The organism is Lawsonibacter faecis, assembly GCF_014287675.1.
Lineage (GTDB): Bacteria > Bacillota > Clostridia > Oscillospirales > Oscillospiraceae > Pseudoflavonifractor > Pseudoflavonifractor faecis.
The window spans coordinates 107,287-124,157 of record NZ_JACOPQ010000006.1 but is presented as its reverse complement, the minus strand read 5'-3'; the positions used below and the strand labels follow the sequence as shown (position 1 = coordinate 124,157).

The following is a 16,871-nucleotide window of genomic DNA, read 5'->3' as shown; positions in this document are numbered from 1 at the left end:
AAGCGCGGAGGATAGCCGCATAGGGGAGCTTGGAGCGGAGCGGCGGGTAAGCCCGAGGCGTCCGTCCCCCGCGCGGCAGGCCGGGCTTGCCCGGAGGCGGAGGGAAAGGTCCCCGGCCATGCGGCCAATCCGCAGCGTGACAAGAAGCGCGGAGGATAGCCGCATAGGGGAGCTTGGAGCGGAGCGGCGGGTAAGCCCGAGGCGTCCGCCGCGCTTACACGTCTACTATGGCATTGCATCAAGGAGGTGGGCCTATGCCTAAATTTGAAGTCGTATCTGAATACCAACCCGCAGGCGACCAGCCGGAGGCCATTGACGCCCTGGCAAAGGGCGTGGAGATGGGACTTCAGGAGCAGACCCTTATGGGCGTCACAGGCTCCGGCAAGACCTTTACCATGGCCAAGACCATTGAGCGCCTCCAGCGGCCCACCCTGGTGCTGGCCCACAACAAGACTCTGGCCGCGCAGCTCTGCGCCGAGTTTAAGGAATTTTTTCCAAACAATGCGGTGGAGTACTTCGTGTCCTACTACGATTACTACCAGCCCGAGGCGTACATCCCCCATACGGACACCTTCATCGAAAAGGACGCCTCCACCAACGACGAGATCGACCGCCTGCGGCTCTCCGCCACCTGCGCACTGCTGGAGCGGAGGGACGTGATTGTGGTCTCCTCCGTGTCCTGCATCTACGGACTGGGCGAGCCGGAGGATTTCGCCAAGATGATGATCTCACTCCGGGTGGGTATGACCTTGAAGCGGGACGATCTCCTCAAGCGTCTGGTGGAGATCCGTTACGAGCGCAACGACATCGCCTTTGAGCGCAATATGTTCCGGGTCCGGGGCGACACGGTGGAGGTTTACCCCGCCTACTGGAAGGACGCCGCTGTGCGAGTGGAGTTCTTTGGCGACGAGATCGACCGCATCAGCGAGGTCAACGTAGTCACAGGCACCCCCATCCGCAACCTGATTCATGTGCCCATCTGGCCCGCCACCCACTATGTCACCCCCAAGGAGAAAATGGACGCCGCCATCGGTGAAATCTACAAGGAGCTGGAGGAGCGGCTGAAATACTTTGAGGCGGAAAACAAGCTGGTGGAGGCCCAGCGCCTGAAACAGCGGGTTCTGTACGACATCGAGATGATGCAGGAGCTGGGCTACTGCTCCGGCATCGAGAACTACTCCCGGGTCATTGAGGGGCGGAGCGTCGGCTCTCCGCCCCACACCCTCATCGACTACTTCCCCAAGGATTTCGTTCTCTTTATCGACGAGAGCCACGTCACCCTCCCACAGGTCCGGGCCATGTACAACGGAGATCGGGCCCGGAAGGAGACTCTGGTGGAGTACGGCTTCCGCCTGCCCTGCGCTTTTGACAACCGCCCCCTCAAGTTCGACGAGTTCGAGAAGCGGGTCAATCAGGTGATCTACGTCTCGGCCACCCCGGCGGAGTACGAGCGCACCCGCTCCGGACAGATTGTGGAGCAGGTCATCCGGCCCACGGGCCTGCTGGACCCCCGCATTGAGGTCCGGCCCGTAGAGGGGCAGATTGACGACCTCATCGGCGAGATCAACGAGCGCACCGCCCGGAAGGAGCGGGTTCTGGTCACCACCCTCACCAAGCGGATGGCCGAGGATCTCACCGGCTACCTCAAGAATGCGGGCATCAAGGTCCGCTATATGCACCACGATATCGACACCATTGAGCGCCAGGAGATTATCCGGGATCTGCGCCTGGGGGTCTTCGACGTGCTGGTGGGCATCAACCTGCTGCGCGAGGGCCTGGATTTGCCTGAGGTCAGCCTCGTGGCCATTCTGGACGCGGACAAGGAGGGCTTCCTGCGCAGCGAGACCTCCCTCATCCAGACCATCGGCCGGGCCGCCCGGAACGCCGAGGGCCTGGTGGTGATGTACGCCGACAAGATGACCCCGTCCATGATGGCCGCCATCGGCGAGACCGAGCGCCGACGGAAGCTCCAGGACGAGTTCAACCAGGCCCACGGCATCGTGCCCAAAACCATTATCAAGAGCGTGCGCAACCTCATCGAGCTCTCCCAGGACGCCGACGGGGACAAGGAGTTCGACTTCGACGCCAGGCAGCTCACCAAGCTCCAGCGCATGGAGGCCATCGCCAAGCTGGAGAAGGAGATGCGCGAGGCGAGTAAATTGCTGGAATTCGAGTACGCCGCCGTCCTGCGGGATAGGATCATCAAGCTGAAAGGCGGGGGGTAAGCCTCGCGCAGCTCCTTCGGGGCCCCGCAAGGCGGGGCGGCGCTTGCGCCGTCCTAGGCTTCGGCCCGACAGGGCCGAAACCTTAATGCCGGACGGATTCATTCCGTCCGGGCAGATAAAGTGAAGCGGGGTCCCCGCCCGGCCCTGGCCGGGTGGGGCGATGCGCGAGGCGAGTAAATTGCTGGAATTCGAGTACGCCGCCGTCCTGCGGGATAGGATCATCAAGCTGAAAGGCGGGGGGTAAGCCTCCCGCAGCTCCTTCGGGGCCCCGCAAGGCGGGGCGGCGCTTGCGCCGTCCTAGGCTTCGGCCCGACAGGGCCGAAACCTTGATGCCGGACGGATTCATTCCGTCCGGGCAGATAAAGTGAAGCGGGGTCCCCGCCCGGCCCTGGCCGGGTGGGGCGATGCGCGAGGCGAGTAAATTGCTGGAATTCGAGTACGTCGCCGTCCTGCGGGATAGGATCATCAAGCTGAAAGGCGGAGGATAGATGGAGAACGGCTTCTGGGTGGCGCTGGATACGCTTGTGGCCCAGTCCAAGCTGGTGATAGACCGCCCCAGGGGAAGCGTTCATCCGCGGTACGCCCAAATTGTCTATCCGCTGGATTACGGCTACCTGGAACATACCGCCTCTATGGATGGAGAGGGAGTCGACGTCTGGCGTGGGAGCCGTCCATTGCCCACGATAGACGGCGTGATCTGTACGGTCGATCTGTTAAAGCGGGATTCGGAGATCAAGATTTTACTTGGCTGCACCCTTGAGGAACAGGAACTGGTTGTGCAATTTCACAATGATTCAGAATATATGAAGGGGCTGCTGATAGCCAGATAAGCTGGCCTCCGTTCAGCCAACTGCAACTTCGGCGCACCCTGCCTGTAGGGAGCGCATTTATGCGCTCCGCCGTCTCCTGTGAGAGGTGGGAAATATGATTTCTGACTATCCTCAACGGAAGAACACTCGTCTCAAAACCTATGATTACAGTCAGCCGGGCTACTACTTCATCACCCTATGTACACGAGACAGAGCACCGCTGCTGGGAAGCATTGTAGAGGGCGTGGTATGCCTATCGGCTCTTGGCAAAATGGTGAGGGAACAGACCGAATTGTTGCCTGGCCGTTATGACCGGCTGCTGCGGGACAAATATGTGATCATGCCGAACCACATCCACATGATCCTACGCATCGCGGAGCGGTTAAATCCGCTCCCTACAGGGGCGGCAGCGAAGGAAAAACACATCGACATTCCAAACGTGATTGGGAAGTGGAAAGCGGGGATCACACGCCAATCAGGCGGACACAGTATCTGGCAGGAAACCTATTACGACCGCGTGATACGCAGTGAAGCAGAGTATCTCCGCATCTGGAATTATATTGACACCAATCCCGTCAAATGGGCGGAAGATGTTTATTTCGCATAAAACAAAAGGAGAACCAAATCTATGCTCGACCATATTTTCGTCAAGGGCGCGCGGGAGAACAATCTGAAAAACATCGACGTGGAGCTGCCCCGGGACAAGCTGGTGGTCCTCACCGGCGTGTCCGGCTCCGGCAAGTCCTCCCTGGCGTTTGAGACGATCTACGCCGAGGGACAGCGCCGCTATGTGGAATCCCTCAGCTCCTACGCCCGGATGTTCCTGGGCCAGATGGAGAAGCCCGACGTGGACTATATCGACGGCCTCTCCCCCGCCATCTCCATCGACCAGAAGACCACCTCCAAAAACCCCCGGTCCACCGTGGGCACCGTCACCGAGATCTACGACTATCTCCGCCTCCTCTGGGCCCGGGTGGGCACGCCCCACTGCCCCAAGTGCGGCAAGGAGATTCAGCAGCAGACCATCGACCAGATCATCGATCAGGTCCTGGCCCTGCCCGAGGCCACCCGCATCCAAATTCTCGCCCCGGTCATCCGGGGCAAGAAGGGCGAGCATCAGAAAATCTTTGAGGACGCCCGCAAGTCCGGCTATGTCCGCGTCCGGGCCGACGGGTCGCTCTACGATCTGACGGAGGAAATCAAGCTCGACAAGAACAAAAAGCACAACATCGAGGTGGTGGTGGACCGCTTGGTCATTAAAGAGGACATCGCCCAGCGGCTCACCGACTCGGTGGAGGTGGCCTCCGGCCTGGCGGGGGGTATCGTGGTCATTAACATCGTGGGGGAGGACCGGGACATTCTCTTCTCCCAGAACTACGCCTGCGAGGACTGCGGCATCTCCATAGAGGAGCTCACCCCCCGGATGTTCTCCTTTAACAACCCCTTCGGCGCCTGTCCCACCTGTACCGGCCTGGGGGCTCAGCTCAAGGTGGACCCCGAGCTCATCATCCCCAACAAGGAGCTCTCCATCCTGGAGGGGGCCATCGTGGCCTCCGGCTGGAACAACATCAAGGGGGACTCCATCTCCCGGATGTACTTCGAGGCGCTGGCGCAGAAATATAAGTTCAAGCTGAATACCCCCGTCAAGGATTTAAGCGCCGAGGTGGTGGACATCCTCCTCTACGGCACCAAGGGCGAGAAGCTCAAGCTCACCTATGACAGGGAGCGGGGGCAGGGGACGCTGTACCAGGCGTTTGAGGGCATCTGCAACAACATCGAGCGCCGCTACCGGGAGACCCAGTCCGACGCCATGCGCCGGGAGCTGGAGGACTGCATGAGCGAGCGCCCCTGCCCCGACTGCGGCGGCAAGCGGCTGCGCAGGGAGTCCCTGGCGGTCACCGTGGGGGACATCAATATCGACGACTTCTGCCACATGTCGGTGACCGACGCCCTGGCCTTCGTGGAGAAGCTGGAGCTCTCGCCCCAGAAGATGCTCATCGCCGAGCGAATTCTGAAGGAGATCAAGGCCCGGCTGGGCTTCCTCCAGAGCGTGGGTCTCCAGTATCTGACCCTGAGCCGGGCCGCCGCCACCCTCTCCGGCGGCGAGAGCCAGCGCATCCGCCTGGCCACCCAGATTGGCTCCTCCCTCATGGGGGTGCTCTACATCCTGGACGAGCCGTCCATCGGCCTGCACCAGCGGGACAACGACATGCTGCTGGAGACTATGAAGCATCTGCGGGATCTGGGCAACACCCTCCTGGTGGTGGAGCATGACGAGGACACCATGCGGTGCGCCGACTATATCGTGGACATCGGCCCCGGCGCGGGGGTCCACGGCGGGTACGTGATTGCCGCGGGCACCGCCGAGGAGATTATGAACACCCCCGGCTCCATCACCGGAGACTATCTCTCCGGCCGGAAGAAAATCCCCGTCCCCACCCAGCGGCGGAAGGGGAGCGGGAAGCTTCTCACCATCAAGGGCGCGGCGGAGAACAATCTGCGGCACATCGACGTGGAGTTCCCCCTGGGCACCTTCACCTGCGTCACCGGCGTATCCGGCTCCGGCAAGTCCAGTCTCGTCAATGAGATCCTCTATAAGAAGCTGGCCGCCGATTTGAACCGGGCAAAGACACGGGCCGGCAGGCATGACGCCATTCTGGGCGAGGAGCATCTGGACAAGATCATCGACATCGACCAGTCTCCCATCGGCCGGACCCCCCGCTCCAACCCCGCCACCTATACCGGCCTCTTCAACGATATCCGCGACCTGTTCGCCTCCACCCAGGACGCAAAGACCCGGGGCTACAACTCCGGGCGGTTCTCCTTCAACGTCCGGGGCGGGCGGTGCGAGGCGTGCCAGGGCGACGGCCTGCTGAAAATTGAGATGCACTTCCTGCCCGATATCTACGTGCCGTGCGAGGTCTGCAAGGGCAGGCGCTACAACCGGGAGACCCTGGAGGTCAGGTACAAGGGCAAGAACATCTACGAGGTGCTGGAGATGACGGTGGAGGAGGCCCTGCCCTTCTTTGAAAACCTGCCCCGCATCTACAATAAGCTCCAGACCCTCTATGAGGTGGGCCTCTCCTACGTGAAGCTGGGGCAGCCCTCCACCACCCTCTCCGGCGGCGAGGCCCAGCGGGTCAAGCTGGCCACCGAGCTCTCCAAGCGCTCCACCGGACAGACCATCTATATACTGGACGAGCCCACCACCGGCCTGCACTCCGCCGACGTCCACAAGCTCATCGAGGTCCTCCAGAAGCTGGTGGACACAGGCAACACCGTGGTGGTCATCGAGCACAATCTGGACGTCATCAAGACCGCCGACCATATTATTGACCTGGGTCCCGAGGGCGGCGACGGCGGCGGGTATGTGGTCTGCACCGGTACCCCTGAGGAGGTGGCGCAGTGCGCCGATTCCTACACGGGGAAGTATCTGAAGCGGATGCTGGAGTAAGATGGGTTCCCCCGCTGCGTGTGGAGGCAGACGCCCTGTCGCAGGCCGCCCCCCGGCGGCCGGGACGGGACGTTCGCCGCAGCAAGCGCAGGGGCGGAGAGCGCTCTTTGAAAACTTCATAAAAACTTTATTGCTAGACCCGGCCTGACAATGGTAGAATAGCCAATAGGCTATCCTGCCGGAGATGCGGCGCGGCCTGCCCACCTGACGGCGGGAGGGCGGACAGTGCCGTCTGCCGCAGACTTCAAGCGGATTTACGGCGGAAGGGCGCATATCAAAAAGTTAGGTCGGGTGATTCTCTTTGGATTTGATGCAATGGCTGACGGCCGCTCCCATTGGGGAGTTCGTCTTTACCATGCTGGTTTCGATGGTTCCGATTATAGAGCTGCGGGGCGGCATCCCCTTCGGCGTTGCCCAACTGGGCCTGCCCTATCCGGCGGCTTTTATCGCAGCGGTCATCGGCAACATCCTGCCGGCGCCCTTCATTGTGGTCTACATCCGGCGCATCTTCAAGTGGATGCGCCGCCGCCTGCCCGCCCTGGATGCTCTGGTGGACAAGATGGAGGCCAAGGCCCATCTTAAGGGCAAGAAGGTGACCAAGTACAAGTACCTGGGTCTCATGGTGTTCGTCGCCATTCCCCTGCCCGGCACAGGCGCCTGGACGGGCGCCCTGGCCGCGGCATTTCTGGACATGCCTCTGCGCAAGGCGCTCCCCAGCATCATCGCGGGGGTTATTCTGGCCGGGTGCATCATGACGGCCCTCACCTCCTTTGGCGTGAACCTCTTTTCCGCCGTCATGGGATAAGAGTGGCTGTTTTCGTGAAATAGGAAGAAATTTGCCGCGCTCACCGTCTTTTTATGACCTGCATAAGATGGAGGCATGGAGGTGAGCGCGTATGCATTTTGTATTGGAGGCGCTGGTGGCCCTTCTGGCGGCCTGCGGTCTGCTGGCGCTGGGCTGGATTGCTTTCGGACGGCTTATTGCCCCGGTGGGGGGAAAGGACGGCGGCGCGGTGTACGCCGTGGTACCCGCCGGCGGGGACGGGGAGACCCTGGAGCACGATGTGACCGGCCTGCTCTGGCTGCGGGGCGGCAATCTGGCGCGGTTTACCATCGTTATCGCCGACCGGGGCCTGACCGATCAGGGCCGGACCGTTGCGTCTATTCTGATGGAGCGGGATTCCGGCGTGGTGGTCTGCCCGGCGGAAAAGCTGGGGGAGCTGGTTGAGCGCTGAGCCTTGTATGAAAAAGGTCAACACGTCCAATCGGCGCGGGGTCCGGGAGTCTCTGAAAAGACGGGCCGTCCGCATGTGTCGGGGGCTCCGGGCGCCGCTATTTTGAGACAGAAGAGGTGAAGGCCCCATGGCCGACAGCGAGGAACTCAACCTCATAGAGGGCACTGTGGAGGCTGTCATCTACCAGAACCAGGAGAACGGCTACACAGTCCTCAAGCTGGACTGCGGGGAGCAGGGGGGCATAACCGTGGTGGGCTGTATGCCCGGCGCGGCCCCCGGCGAGGGACTCTCCGTCCGGGGAAGCTGGATGCGCCACGCCTCCTACGGGGAGCAATTCAAGGCCGAAACTGTAGACCGCCGAATGCCCGCAGGGGAGAAGGCGGTCTTCGACTATCTGGCCTCGGGCGCGGTGCGGGGCATCGGCGCGGCCACCGCCAAGCGGATGGTGGAGGAGTTCGGATCCGAAACGCTCAACATCCTGGAGGAGAACCCGGAGCTGCTGACCAAAATTCACGGCGTCACCCGGAAACGGGCCCTGGCCATGGGAGAGAACTTCCGCTCCCAGATGGGGATGCGCCGCCTGCTGGAGTTCCTGGCGGCCAACGGACTGCCCCTTCAGCTCGCCATGCCCCTCTACCGCCGGTACGGGGACCGGACCCTGGAGGTCCTGCGGAGCAACCCCTATCTGCTGGTGGACGAGGAGCTGGGGGTGAGCTTCTCCCTGGCCGACGAGCTGGCCCTCTCGGTGGGGCTGGACGGGGAGGACCCCCAGCGGCTGGAGGCCGGGCTCCTCTTCGAGCTGAGCCACAACCTCAATAACGGACACACTTTTCTCCCCAGGCACAAGCTCATCGGGGCCACCGCCCAGCTCCTGGGGGTGGAGGATACCGAGGCCCTGGAGGACGGGCTGGAGGCCCTCGTGGAGCGGGGCGAGGTCATCCAGGAGGATACCGCGAAACAGGAGGCGGTGTACCTATTCGATCTCTACGAGGCCGAATGCTTTGTGGCCCAGCGCATGGCGGACATGAGCGCCGGGGAGATGGTTGCGCCGGAGGGCCTGGACCGTATCCTGGAGAACATTCAGAAGGAGCAGGGCATCACCTATGCGCCTCAGCAGCGTGAGGCGGTGCGTCTGGCCGCCACCGCCCAGGTGATGCTGCTCACCGGCGGGCCGGGCACGGGCAAGACCACCTCCCTCCGGGGAGTGCTGGCCCTTTTCGAGGCCATGGGGCTGGAGACGGCGCTGGCTGCCCCCACGGGCCGGGCCGCCAAGCGGCTGGGCGAGCTGTGCGGGGTGGAGGCGTTTACCATCCACCGCCTGCTGGAGACCCAATTCGACAGCGCCAGCGGCAGGCTGGTCTTCGCCCACGACGAGTCCGATCCGCTGAAAGCCGACGCCGTGATTGTGGACGAGACCTCCATGGTGGACATCACGCTGATGCGGGCCCTGCTGGCCGCGCTCAGGGGCGAGTGCCGCCTGGTGCTGGTGGGCGATCCGGACCAGCTCCCCTCCGTGGGGCCGGGAAACCTGCTGGGGGACCTCATCCGCAGCGGTCGCATCCCCATGGTGCGCCTCACGGAGATTTTCCGCCAGGCGGCTGAGAGCGCCATCGTCATGAACGCCCACGCCGTCAACCGGGGCGAGCTGCCCGACCTACATAACGGAAGCGACAAGGACTTTTTCTTTCTGCGCCGGCGGGACGCGGCGGGTACGGCGGACACCATTGTGGAGCTTTGCAAGACCCGTCTGCCCCAGAAGATGGGCATCCCCGCCGACCAGATTCAGGTGCTGTCGCCCACCCGCCGGCACACCACCGGCACCGCCTCCCTCAACAGGGCGATCCAGGAGGCCCTGAACCCCGGTGGGGACGGACGGGCGGAGCGGCGCTTCGGGGAGTACGTCTTCCGGGAGGGCGACCGGGTGATGCAGGTGCGCAACAACTACGACATTCTCTGGCGTCAGCGCGACGGTATGGAGTCGGGCATGGGGGTCTTCAACGGGGACATCGGCGCCATCCTGAAGGTGGACAGCCGGGACGAGACCATCACCGTGGATTTCGACGGGCGCATTGTGGAGTACACCACCGACCTGCTGGGCGAGCTGGAGCCCGCCTACGCCGTCACGGTCCACAAGGCCCAGGGCAGCGAGTACCGGGCGGTCATTCTGGCCGTCTGCGACGGCGCGCCCATGCTGCTGGCCCGGGGCGTGCTCTATACCGCCATCACCCGGGCGCGGGAGCTCTTCATCATCGTGGGGGATGAGCAGAAGGTGGCCCAGATGGTGGCCAACGACCGCCAGCAGCGGCGGTACTCCGGCCTGCGGGCCAGGCTGGCAAAAATGGAGTAATTCATCCTGGAGGGACCGGCGCCGCCGGTCCCTCTTTCAGTGCAATAGCAGCGGGCGGCGTTTGCGCAGAGCAGGTGGGAGACGGAGAAATGTATGAACTTAAAATGCACGCACAATTCGATTGTGCGTGCACAAAATAGATAACATCTCCGTGAAGGTGGTGTTACGATGAAAAGAGACAAACACCTCGGCATCCGCATGGACAGTGAGATGCACAAAAAGCTGGTCTACATCGCGGAATATGAGGGCCGATCCCTGAACTGGCAGGTCATCCATCTGATTCAGGAGTGCGTCCGGAGCTTTGAGAAGGAGCACGGTCCCATTCGGGACGAGGATCTGAAATGAGCGGGCCGGTGTCGGTCCTGCTGGACCTGCTGTTTCCGCCCAGGTGCGTATTCTGCGGCAGAATTCTGGGCGCGGGCGAGCGGGACATCTGCGCCGCCTGCCAGCGGGGCCTGCCCTGGCTTATTGAGGGCGCGGCGGAGCAGAAGGGGGAATTTTTCTCCAGGTGCGTCTCGCCCCTGCGCTACGAGGGGGACGTGCGGGAATCCATCCACCGCTATAAGTTTAAGGGAATCAGCGCTTACGCCAGGGTGTACGGCTCCCTGGTGGCACAGTGCGTCCGGGACCACCTGGAGGGGGAGTACGATCTCATCACCTGGGTACCCCTCTCGTCCAGGCGGAAGAAGGAGCGGGGGTACGACCAGGCCTTCCTGCTGGCCCAGTCCGCCGCGATGGCGCTGGGCGACGTTGCGGCGGAAACCCTGCGCAAGACCAAACACAACAGCGCCCAGTCCGGGATGGAGCATGAGGCGGCCCGGAGGGCCAATGTGATGAATGCCTACCAGTGCATCGAGCCGGAGCTGGTGGCGGGCAGGCGGGTGCTGCTCATCGACGACGTGATTACCACCGGCGCCACGATCTCGGAGTGCGCCAGGGTGCTGCGCATCTCCGGGGCGTGCGACGTGCTTTGCGCCACGCTGGCCCGGGCCCGGTGACATGCTGCACTCTGAAACGGCCTCTCGGCGGGCGTTTCTTCCCGCGGCGGAGCAGCCCGGAAAATATCCCATTTTGCGATATGCTGTGATTTGCGCCGGACGGTTCTGCGCCGGGCGGCCTATCAAATGTGAAAAAGTTATAAAGTTTACGAAAAACGTTGAAATACATAGGACCAACACGTATAATGTAAAGGATTAAGGTATGGGATTCTGGGCTAAAATAAAAGAAAGCTTCAAAAGACTTCGAGGTGCAGGTATGTTCAGTAAAGACATCGGGATCGACCTGGGAACGGCGTCCATTTTGGTATATGTAAAGGGCAAAGGCGTGGTCCTGCGGGAGCCCTCCGTGGTGGCCATGGACAAGGACAGCGGAAAGATCCTCAAGGTGGGCACCGAGGCGCAGCAGATGCTGGGCCGTACCCCCGGCAACATCGTGGCGATCCGTCCCCTCCGGGAGGGTGTGATTTCCGACTTCGACATGACCGAGCGGATGCTCAAGGAGTTTATCCGCAAGGCGGCCTCCTTCCGCTTCTTCAAGCCCCGGGTGATGATCTGCGTCCCCTCCGGCATTACCGAGGTGGAGGAGCGCGCCGTCATCGACGCCGGTATTCAGGCCGGCGCCCGCAACGTGTACATCATTGAGGAGCCTCTGGCCGCCGCCATCGGCGCGGGCATCGACATCGCCAAGCCCGACGGCCATATGGTGGTGGATATCGGAGGCGGCACCACCGACATCGCCGTAATCTCCCTCAGCGGCATCGTGGAGTCCACCTCCATCAAGATCGCCGGCGACCAGTTTGATGAGGCCATTGTGAAGTATATCCGCCGCAAGCACAATGTACTCATCGGCGACCGCACCGCCGAGGAGATTAAGATGCAGATCGGCTGCGTCTTCCCCCGGCCCGAGGAGCAGAGCTTCGAGGTCAAGGGCCGCTGCCTGATGACCGGCCTGCCCCGGACCTTCACCGTCACCTCCAGCGAGATGATCGAGGCCTTTGAGGAGGTCTCCACCCGCATCCTGGAGGCCATCCACAGCGTCCTGGAGCGCACGCCCCCGGAGCTGGTGGCCGATATCTCCACCAACGGCATCGTTATGACCGGCGGCGGCAGCTTGGTCTGGGGCTTCGACAAGCTCATCGAGTCCCATACCGGCATTGAGACCCATATCGCCGACGACGCCATCTCCTGCGTGGCCTTCGGCACGGGCAAGGCGCTGGACTCCATGGGCGACATGGAGCCGGGCACCAAGAACCTCTCCCGGCGGAAACAGATGAATTAAAGAGACAAAAGCGCCCGGCCGACGGCCGGGCGCTTTTTTGTGGTGAGGAGCACAGAAGCATTGGAAACCTCTGCTTGACAGACTAACAGTTGTTAGCTATACTATAACTAACAATTGTTAGTTTGGAGGGAAACATATGAAACTCTATCTCGGTTCCCCCGTGAGAGTCCAGTCCCTGCTGCTGATGCTGGCGCTGGCGGGGTTTATCATCGCGTCCCTGGTCCGGCGGGAGACGGTGGAGCGCTGGGGCTGGCGCATCCTGGTGCTGGCGGCGGCGGGACTGGTGCTGTGCACCCTGGCCGCCGCCCGGGACGGCTACCATCTGTCGGTCCAGAATGCCATCGACGGCTCGGTGGCGGCGGGGCTGTTCAACGTCAAGAGCGTTCAGTCCGTTATCTGCTGTATCAGCGGCGGCGTCATTTTCCTGGCGGGCCTCTCGGCGCTTTTCGTACCTCACCAGACCTATCGCTTCTGGGTATTTGCGGTGCTGTCGGCGGCGTTTACCGTCAAGGTGTTGACCATCGAGGTCTCGCGGGTTATACTTCACCTACAGGGGTGAGGTCGTGACGACAAAAGAAAAGATCGCCCAGGCGGCGCTGGAGCTGTTTTCGGTCCGGGGATACGAGGCCGTATCTGTCCGGGACATCGCCGGGGCGGTGGGGATTAAGGAGAGCTCCATTTACAACCATTTCAAGTGCAAGCAGGCCATCTTCGACGCGCTGGTGGAGGAGAGCGGCCGGCAGATCGAGGCTATATTCGCGCCCTACCATCTGACGGGCCGGCCGGGCCCCGCGCTGGCGGAGATGGATTTCATGCGGGATACCGAGGCGCTGGCGGCGCTGACGGGGGATGTCTTTCTGCGCTTCATCACCGACGACGGCCTGCGGATGTTCCGGCAGATGCTCACCCTGGAGCAGTACCGGAACGGCGAAGCCGGGCGGTGCTACCGGGATATCTTCATCGAAGCGCCCATCCGCTTCCAGACCGCCCTCTTTGCCCAGATGATGCAGCGGGGGATTTTCCGCCCCGGCGACCCCGGCGCTGCGGCGGCGCAGTTCTACGGGCCGATTTTCCTCCTCTTCAGCCGCTGCGGCGGCAGTGCGGAGGAGGACACTGTCCGGAGCGCGCTTCGGGACCATGTGCTCCAATTTGCCAGTGTCTACGAGACGGAACCAAACCATTAAGCCAAGGCCCGCCCGGCGCCGCCGGGCGGGCCTTGGCGTTCCCGGATAAACGAAAATCTACATGGAAAAAGGGGGGGATTTCTCCGCGGCGGGCGTATGGTATGGGTGAAGGGGGGAGAGGCGATGGAGGACGCCGCAATCCTGTCGCTGCTGCGGCAGGGGAGGGATGAGGGCATGGAGGAGCGCGATTGGGCGCAGGCGCGCTGCCAGCCGGAGCGGCTGCCGTAGGACGGCCATAACGAGATGGAAAAGCGGGACATATGCAGCTGCATATGTCCCGCTTTTGATGTGGCTCAGATAACGTCCGCGACCAGGGCCTCGCCCACCGTGTAGATATCCCCCGCGCCGACGGTGAGAATCAGGTCGCCGGGCCGGGCGATCTCCTTCAGGTGCGCAGTCAGCTCGGGCAGAGTGGCGAAGTAACGCGAGCCCGGTATTTTATTGGCCAGATCCCGGGAGGAGATGCCGATGGTGTTGACCTCGCGGGCGGCAAAGATTTCTGCCAGAAGGGTGAGGTCGCTCTCCCTGAGAACCTCCACAAAATCGTCGAAGAGGGCCTTGGTCCGTGTGTAGGTGTGGGGCTGAAAGGCGCAGACCACCCGCTCGTACCCCAGGGTCTTGGCGGTGGAGAGGAGGGCGCGCAGCTCGCCGGGGTGGTGGGCGTAGTCGTCGTACACCTCAGCGCCGTTGCAGCTGCCCTTGTGCTCGAACCGGCGGCCCGCGCCACGGAAGGCGGCCAGCCCCTCCTCCACGGCCCGGGCGGGCATCCCCAGAGCGATGGCGGATGCGGCGGCGGCCAGGGCGTCCAGCACGTTGTGCGCGCCGGGGACCTTCAGAGACACATGGGCGAAGGCCTCTCCCCGGTAGACCACGTCGAAGGCGGGCAGGCCCTTTTCCCAGGTGAGATCCCCTGCGTGGACGTCCCCCTCACTGAGGCCGAAGGTGATCACGCGCCGCGTCTCCCCCTCCAGGGTCTTCATGGTGTTGGCGTCGTCCCGGTTGGCGATGATAAGACCGTTTTCAGGCACCAGATCTGCAAAGGTGCGGAAGGAGTGCTCCACGTCCTCCAGGTCTTGGAAGAAGTCCAGATGGTCGGCCTCAATGTTCAGGATCACCGCCACCGTGGGGAAGAAGGAGAGAAAGGAGTTGCAGTACTCGCAGCTCTCCAGGATGATGGTGTCCCCCTGGCCCACCCGGTGGCCCGCACCCAGGAGGGGCAGGGTGCCGCCGATCATCACCGTAGGGTCCGCCTGGGCGGCCATGGCGATGTGGGTGCACATGGAGGTGGTGGTGGTCTTCCCATGAGTGCCCGAGATGCACAGCGCGTTCTTGTAGCTGCGCATGATGGAGCCCCAGGCCTGGGCGCGTTCAAAGACCGGGATCCCCCGGCGGCGCGCCTCGGAGATCTCGGGATTGTCGTCGTGTACGGCGGCGGTGCGGACAATGAGGTCCACGTCGCCCACGTTGGCCGCTGTGTGGCCGATGGATATTTGGATGCCCAGGGAGCGCAGATGCTCCACGGTGGCGCTCTCACGCATATCCGATCCGGTGATGCGCATACCCATACCGGCGAGAACCTCGGCCAGAGGCGACATGGAGACGCCGCCGATGCCCACCAGATGTGCCCGCCCACCGGGGACAATATAGTCGTGGATGTTGTTTGACATAGGGAACACGCCCTTTTTTGTAAGTATTCGTTGCTCTTTTCAAGTTTACCATTATAATATGAAGTAGTAGAAATGGCAAGGCATTTCCAAGCTGATACCATTATAGACAGTGGACAAGAAAAAGATACCAGAGGGGGCGGAAGTATGGATAGGACGCAAATTCCCGGCGGCGTCGCCCGGGTGTGCCGGACGCTGCGGGCCGCGGGGTTCGGGGCCTATCCGGTGGGCGGCTGCGTCCGGGACCTGCTGCGGGGCGTGGACCCGGCGGACTGGGATGTGACCACCTCGGCCCTGCCGGAGACGGTCATGGCGCTCTTCGAGCGCACTGTCCCCACCGGCGTGAAACACGGCACCGTTACCGTCCTTACCGAGGACGGCGGCGTGGAGGTGACCACCTTCCGCCGGGAGGGGGGTTACGCCGACGGGCGGCACCCCGACGCAGTGCGCTTCGACGCGGGGCTCACCGAGGACCTGAGCCGGCGGGATTTTACCATCAACGCCATGGCCCTGGGGCCGGAGGGGGAAATTATCGACCCCTGCGGTGGGCAGAGCGATCTGCGTATGCGGCTTATCCGCTGCGTGGGGGATGCGGAGCGCCGCTTTCGGGAGGACGCCCTGCGGATGCTGCGGGCCGTGCGCTTCTCCGCTCAACTGGGCTTTGCCATTGAGAGCGGGACGGCCCAGGCGCTGCGCAAATGCGCCCGCCGGGCGGACGGACTCTCCGCCGAGCGGGTACGCACGGAGCTGGAGAAGACCCTCCTGTCTCCCTGGCCCGAGCGGGGGGAGCGGCTCTTTACCTGGGGGCTTATGGACAAATACCTGGCGGGCCCCGCCGACCCGGACCTCACCGTCCTCCACCGGACGGAGGCTGCGCCCCTGTCCCGGTGGGCGGCCCTGTGCGGCGCGCTGGCCGACTGGGGGAGCATCAGAAGCGTGGGAGACTTCCTGCGGGCCCTGCGGCTTGACAAAAAAACCATCTCCGCCTGCGAGGGGGGCGCGGCCCTCTGGCGGGACGGCCCGCCCTGGTCGGCGCGGGATTGGCGGCGGGCTCTGGCCGGCTACGGAAAGGACGCCTGCATAGCCGCCGCAGCCATTGGGGATGCCCTCACCGCCGGCGCATACACCGCCGCGCTCCTGGAGATACTGGAGGAGCGGCCCTGCTGCCGGGTCTCGGACCTGGCGCTCCGGGGCCGGGATTTGACGGCCCTGGGCTACTCCGGCACGGAGATTGGCGCCGCCCAGGCGCGGCTTTTGAGCCATGTGCTGGACCATCCGGAGGACAACCGGCGGGAGGTCCTGCTGGACATCCTGAAGCGGGAAGAGGCGGAGGATTGAACGAAAGGGTCTATATATTCGACGCGGTGATCCGCAAGGTTCCGGATATCGACGGGGCCTATGTGGAGTTTCCCTACGACGTGCGCGCGGAATTCGGGAGAGGGCGCGTGAAGGTCCGCGCCAGCTTTGACGGCGAGGCCTATGAAGGGAGCCTCGTGCGTATGGGTACGCAGGGCCATATCCTGGGCCTGCGCAAGGACATCCGAGCCAGGGTTGGGAAAGGCCCGGGCGATGTGGTGCGGGTGACCGTTCAGGAGCGGGAATAGTGTTTACAAACCGGGGGCGCGGCCTAGGCCGCGCCCCCGGTTTGCGCTGTGCGGAGGTGAGAAAATGGCCGC

General features: G+C 63.1%; 17 protein-coding genes. 16 read left to right on the top strand and 1 reads right to left on the bottom strand.

The features are described from left to right. Positions 1-254 precede the first annotated feature (254 nt). The 14 genes from uvrB (at position 255) to H8S62_RS18350 (ending at position 13,759) form a co-directional block, all read left to right on the top strand. Entirely contained in the window at positions 255-2,225 is a 1,971-nt protein-coding gene (gene uvrB / locus H8S62_RS09310) for an excinuclease ABC subunit UvrB (RefSeq protein WP_186919103.1), read from the top strand. A gap of 160 nt (positions 2,226-2,385) precedes the next feature. Further along, the gene (locus H8S62_RS18705; RefSeq protein WP_155147454.1) at positions 2,386-2,469 is read left to right on the top strand and encodes a UvrB/UvrC motif-containing protein; all 84 of its coding nucleotides are present in this window, start codon (positions 2,386-2,388) and stop codon (positions 2,467-2,469) included. Positions 2,470-2,713: 244 nt separating this feature from the next. After that, positions 2,714-3,055 carry an inorganic pyrophosphatase gene (locus H8S62_RS09300; protein ID WP_155147247.1) on the top strand — a complete coding sequence of 114 codons (342 nt, stop codon included), beginning with the start codon at positions 2,714-2,716 and terminating at the stop codon, positions 3,053-3,055. Between the two features lie 94 nt (positions 3,056-3,149). Next, positions 3,150-3,641 carry a transposase gene (locus H8S62_RS09295; protein WP_186919102.1) on the top strand — a complete coding sequence of 164 codons (492 nt, stop codon included), beginning with the start codon at positions 3,150-3,152 and terminating at the stop codon, positions 3,639-3,641. 21 nt (positions 3,642-3,662) lie between these two features. After that, positions 3,663-6,488: an excinuclease ABC subunit UvrA gene (gene uvrA, locus H8S62_RS09290; RefSeq protein ID WP_186919101.1), complete on the top strand. Its 2,826-nt coding sequence runs from the start codon at positions 3,663-3,665 to the stop codon at positions 6,486-6,488. Between the two features lie 310 nt (positions 6,489-6,798). Further along, positions 6,799-7,293 (top strand): COG2426 family protein, encoded by a 495-nt coding sequence (locus tag H8S62_RS09285; RefSeq protein WP_155147452.1) that lies wholly within the window; start codon positions 6,799-6,801, stop codon positions 7,291-7,293. Between the two features lie 91 nt (positions 7,294-7,384). Then, positions 7,385-7,723 (top strand): hypothetical protein, encoded by a 339-nt coding sequence (locus tag H8S62_RS09280; protein WP_186919100.1) that lies wholly within the window; start codon positions 7,385-7,387, stop codon positions 7,721-7,723. A 127-nt stretch (positions 7,724-7,850) separates the two neighbouring features. Next, positions 7,851-10,070: an SF1B family DNA helicase RecD2 gene (gene recD2 / locus H8S62_RS09275; protein WP_186919099.1), complete on the top strand. Its 2,220-nt coding sequence runs from the start codon at positions 7,851-7,853 to the stop codon at positions 10,068-10,070. A gap of 168 nt (positions 10,071-10,238) precedes the next feature. Beyond that, positions 10,239-10,415 carry a type II toxin-antitoxin system antitoxin gene (locus H8S62_RS09270; RefSeq protein ID WP_186919098.1) on the top strand — a complete coding sequence of 59 codons (177 nt, stop codon included), beginning with the start codon at positions 10,239-10,241 and terminating at the stop codon, positions 10,413-10,415. Beyond that, positions 10,412-11,068, top strand: a complete 657-nt coding sequence (locus H8S62_RS09265) for a ComF family protein (RefSeq protein ID WP_155147233.1) — start codon at positions 10,412-10,414, stop codon at positions 11,066-11,068. The genes H8S62_RS09270 and H8S62_RS09265 overlap by 4 nt, the downstream gene beginning before the upstream one ends. Before the next feature lie 256 nt (positions 11,069-11,324). Then, entirely contained in the window at positions 11,325-12,347 is a 1,023-nt protein-coding gene (gene mreB / locus H8S62_RS09260) for a rod shape-determining protein (RefSeq protein ID WP_155147231.1), read from the top strand. Positions 12,348-12,483: 136 nt separating this feature from the next. Then, positions 12,484-12,906: a hypothetical protein gene (locus H8S62_RS09255; protein ID WP_155147229.1), complete on the top strand. Its 423-nt coding sequence runs from the start codon at positions 12,484-12,486 to the stop codon at positions 12,904-12,906. A gap of 4 nt (positions 12,907-12,910) precedes the next feature. Continuing rightward, entirely contained in the window at positions 12,911-13,531 is a 621-nt protein-coding gene (locus tag H8S62_RS09250; protein WP_186919097.1) for a TetR family transcriptional regulator, read from the top strand. Positions 13,532-13,627: 96 nt separating this feature from the next. Further along, the gene (locus tag H8S62_RS18350) at positions 13,628-13,759 is read left to right on the top strand and encodes a hypothetical protein (protein WP_279287755.1); all 132 of its coding nucleotides are present in this window, start codon (positions 13,628-13,630) and stop codon (positions 13,757-13,759) included. A 65-nt stretch (positions 13,760-13,824) separates the two neighbouring features. Here the strand turns inward: H8S62_RS18350 and murC are convergent, their stop codons facing one another. Further along, positions 13,825-15,198, bottom strand: coding sequence for a UDP-N-acetylmuramate--L-alanine ligase (gene murC / locus H8S62_RS09245; RefSeq protein ID WP_186919096.1), 1,374 nt, complete (start codon positions 15,196-15,198; stop codon positions 13,825-13,827). A 144-nt stretch (positions 15,199-15,342) separates the two neighbouring features. Here murC and H8S62_RS18050 point away from each other — a divergent pair, with 144 nt between their 5' ends. Next, the gene (locus tag H8S62_RS18050) at positions 15,343-16,533 is read left to right on the top strand and encodes a CCA tRNA nucleotidyltransferase (protein WP_243255534.1); all 1,191 of its coding nucleotides are present in this window, start codon (positions 15,343-15,345) and stop codon (positions 16,531-16,533) included. Next, positions 16,530-16,799 (top strand): DUF1905 domain-containing protein, encoded by a 270-nt coding sequence (locus tag H8S62_RS09235; RefSeq protein ID WP_155147223.1) that lies wholly within the window; start codon positions 16,530-16,532, stop codon positions 16,797-16,799. The genes H8S62_RS18050 and H8S62_RS09235 overlap by 4 nt, the downstream gene beginning before the upstream one ends. Positions 16,800-16,871: the final 72 nt, after the last annotated feature.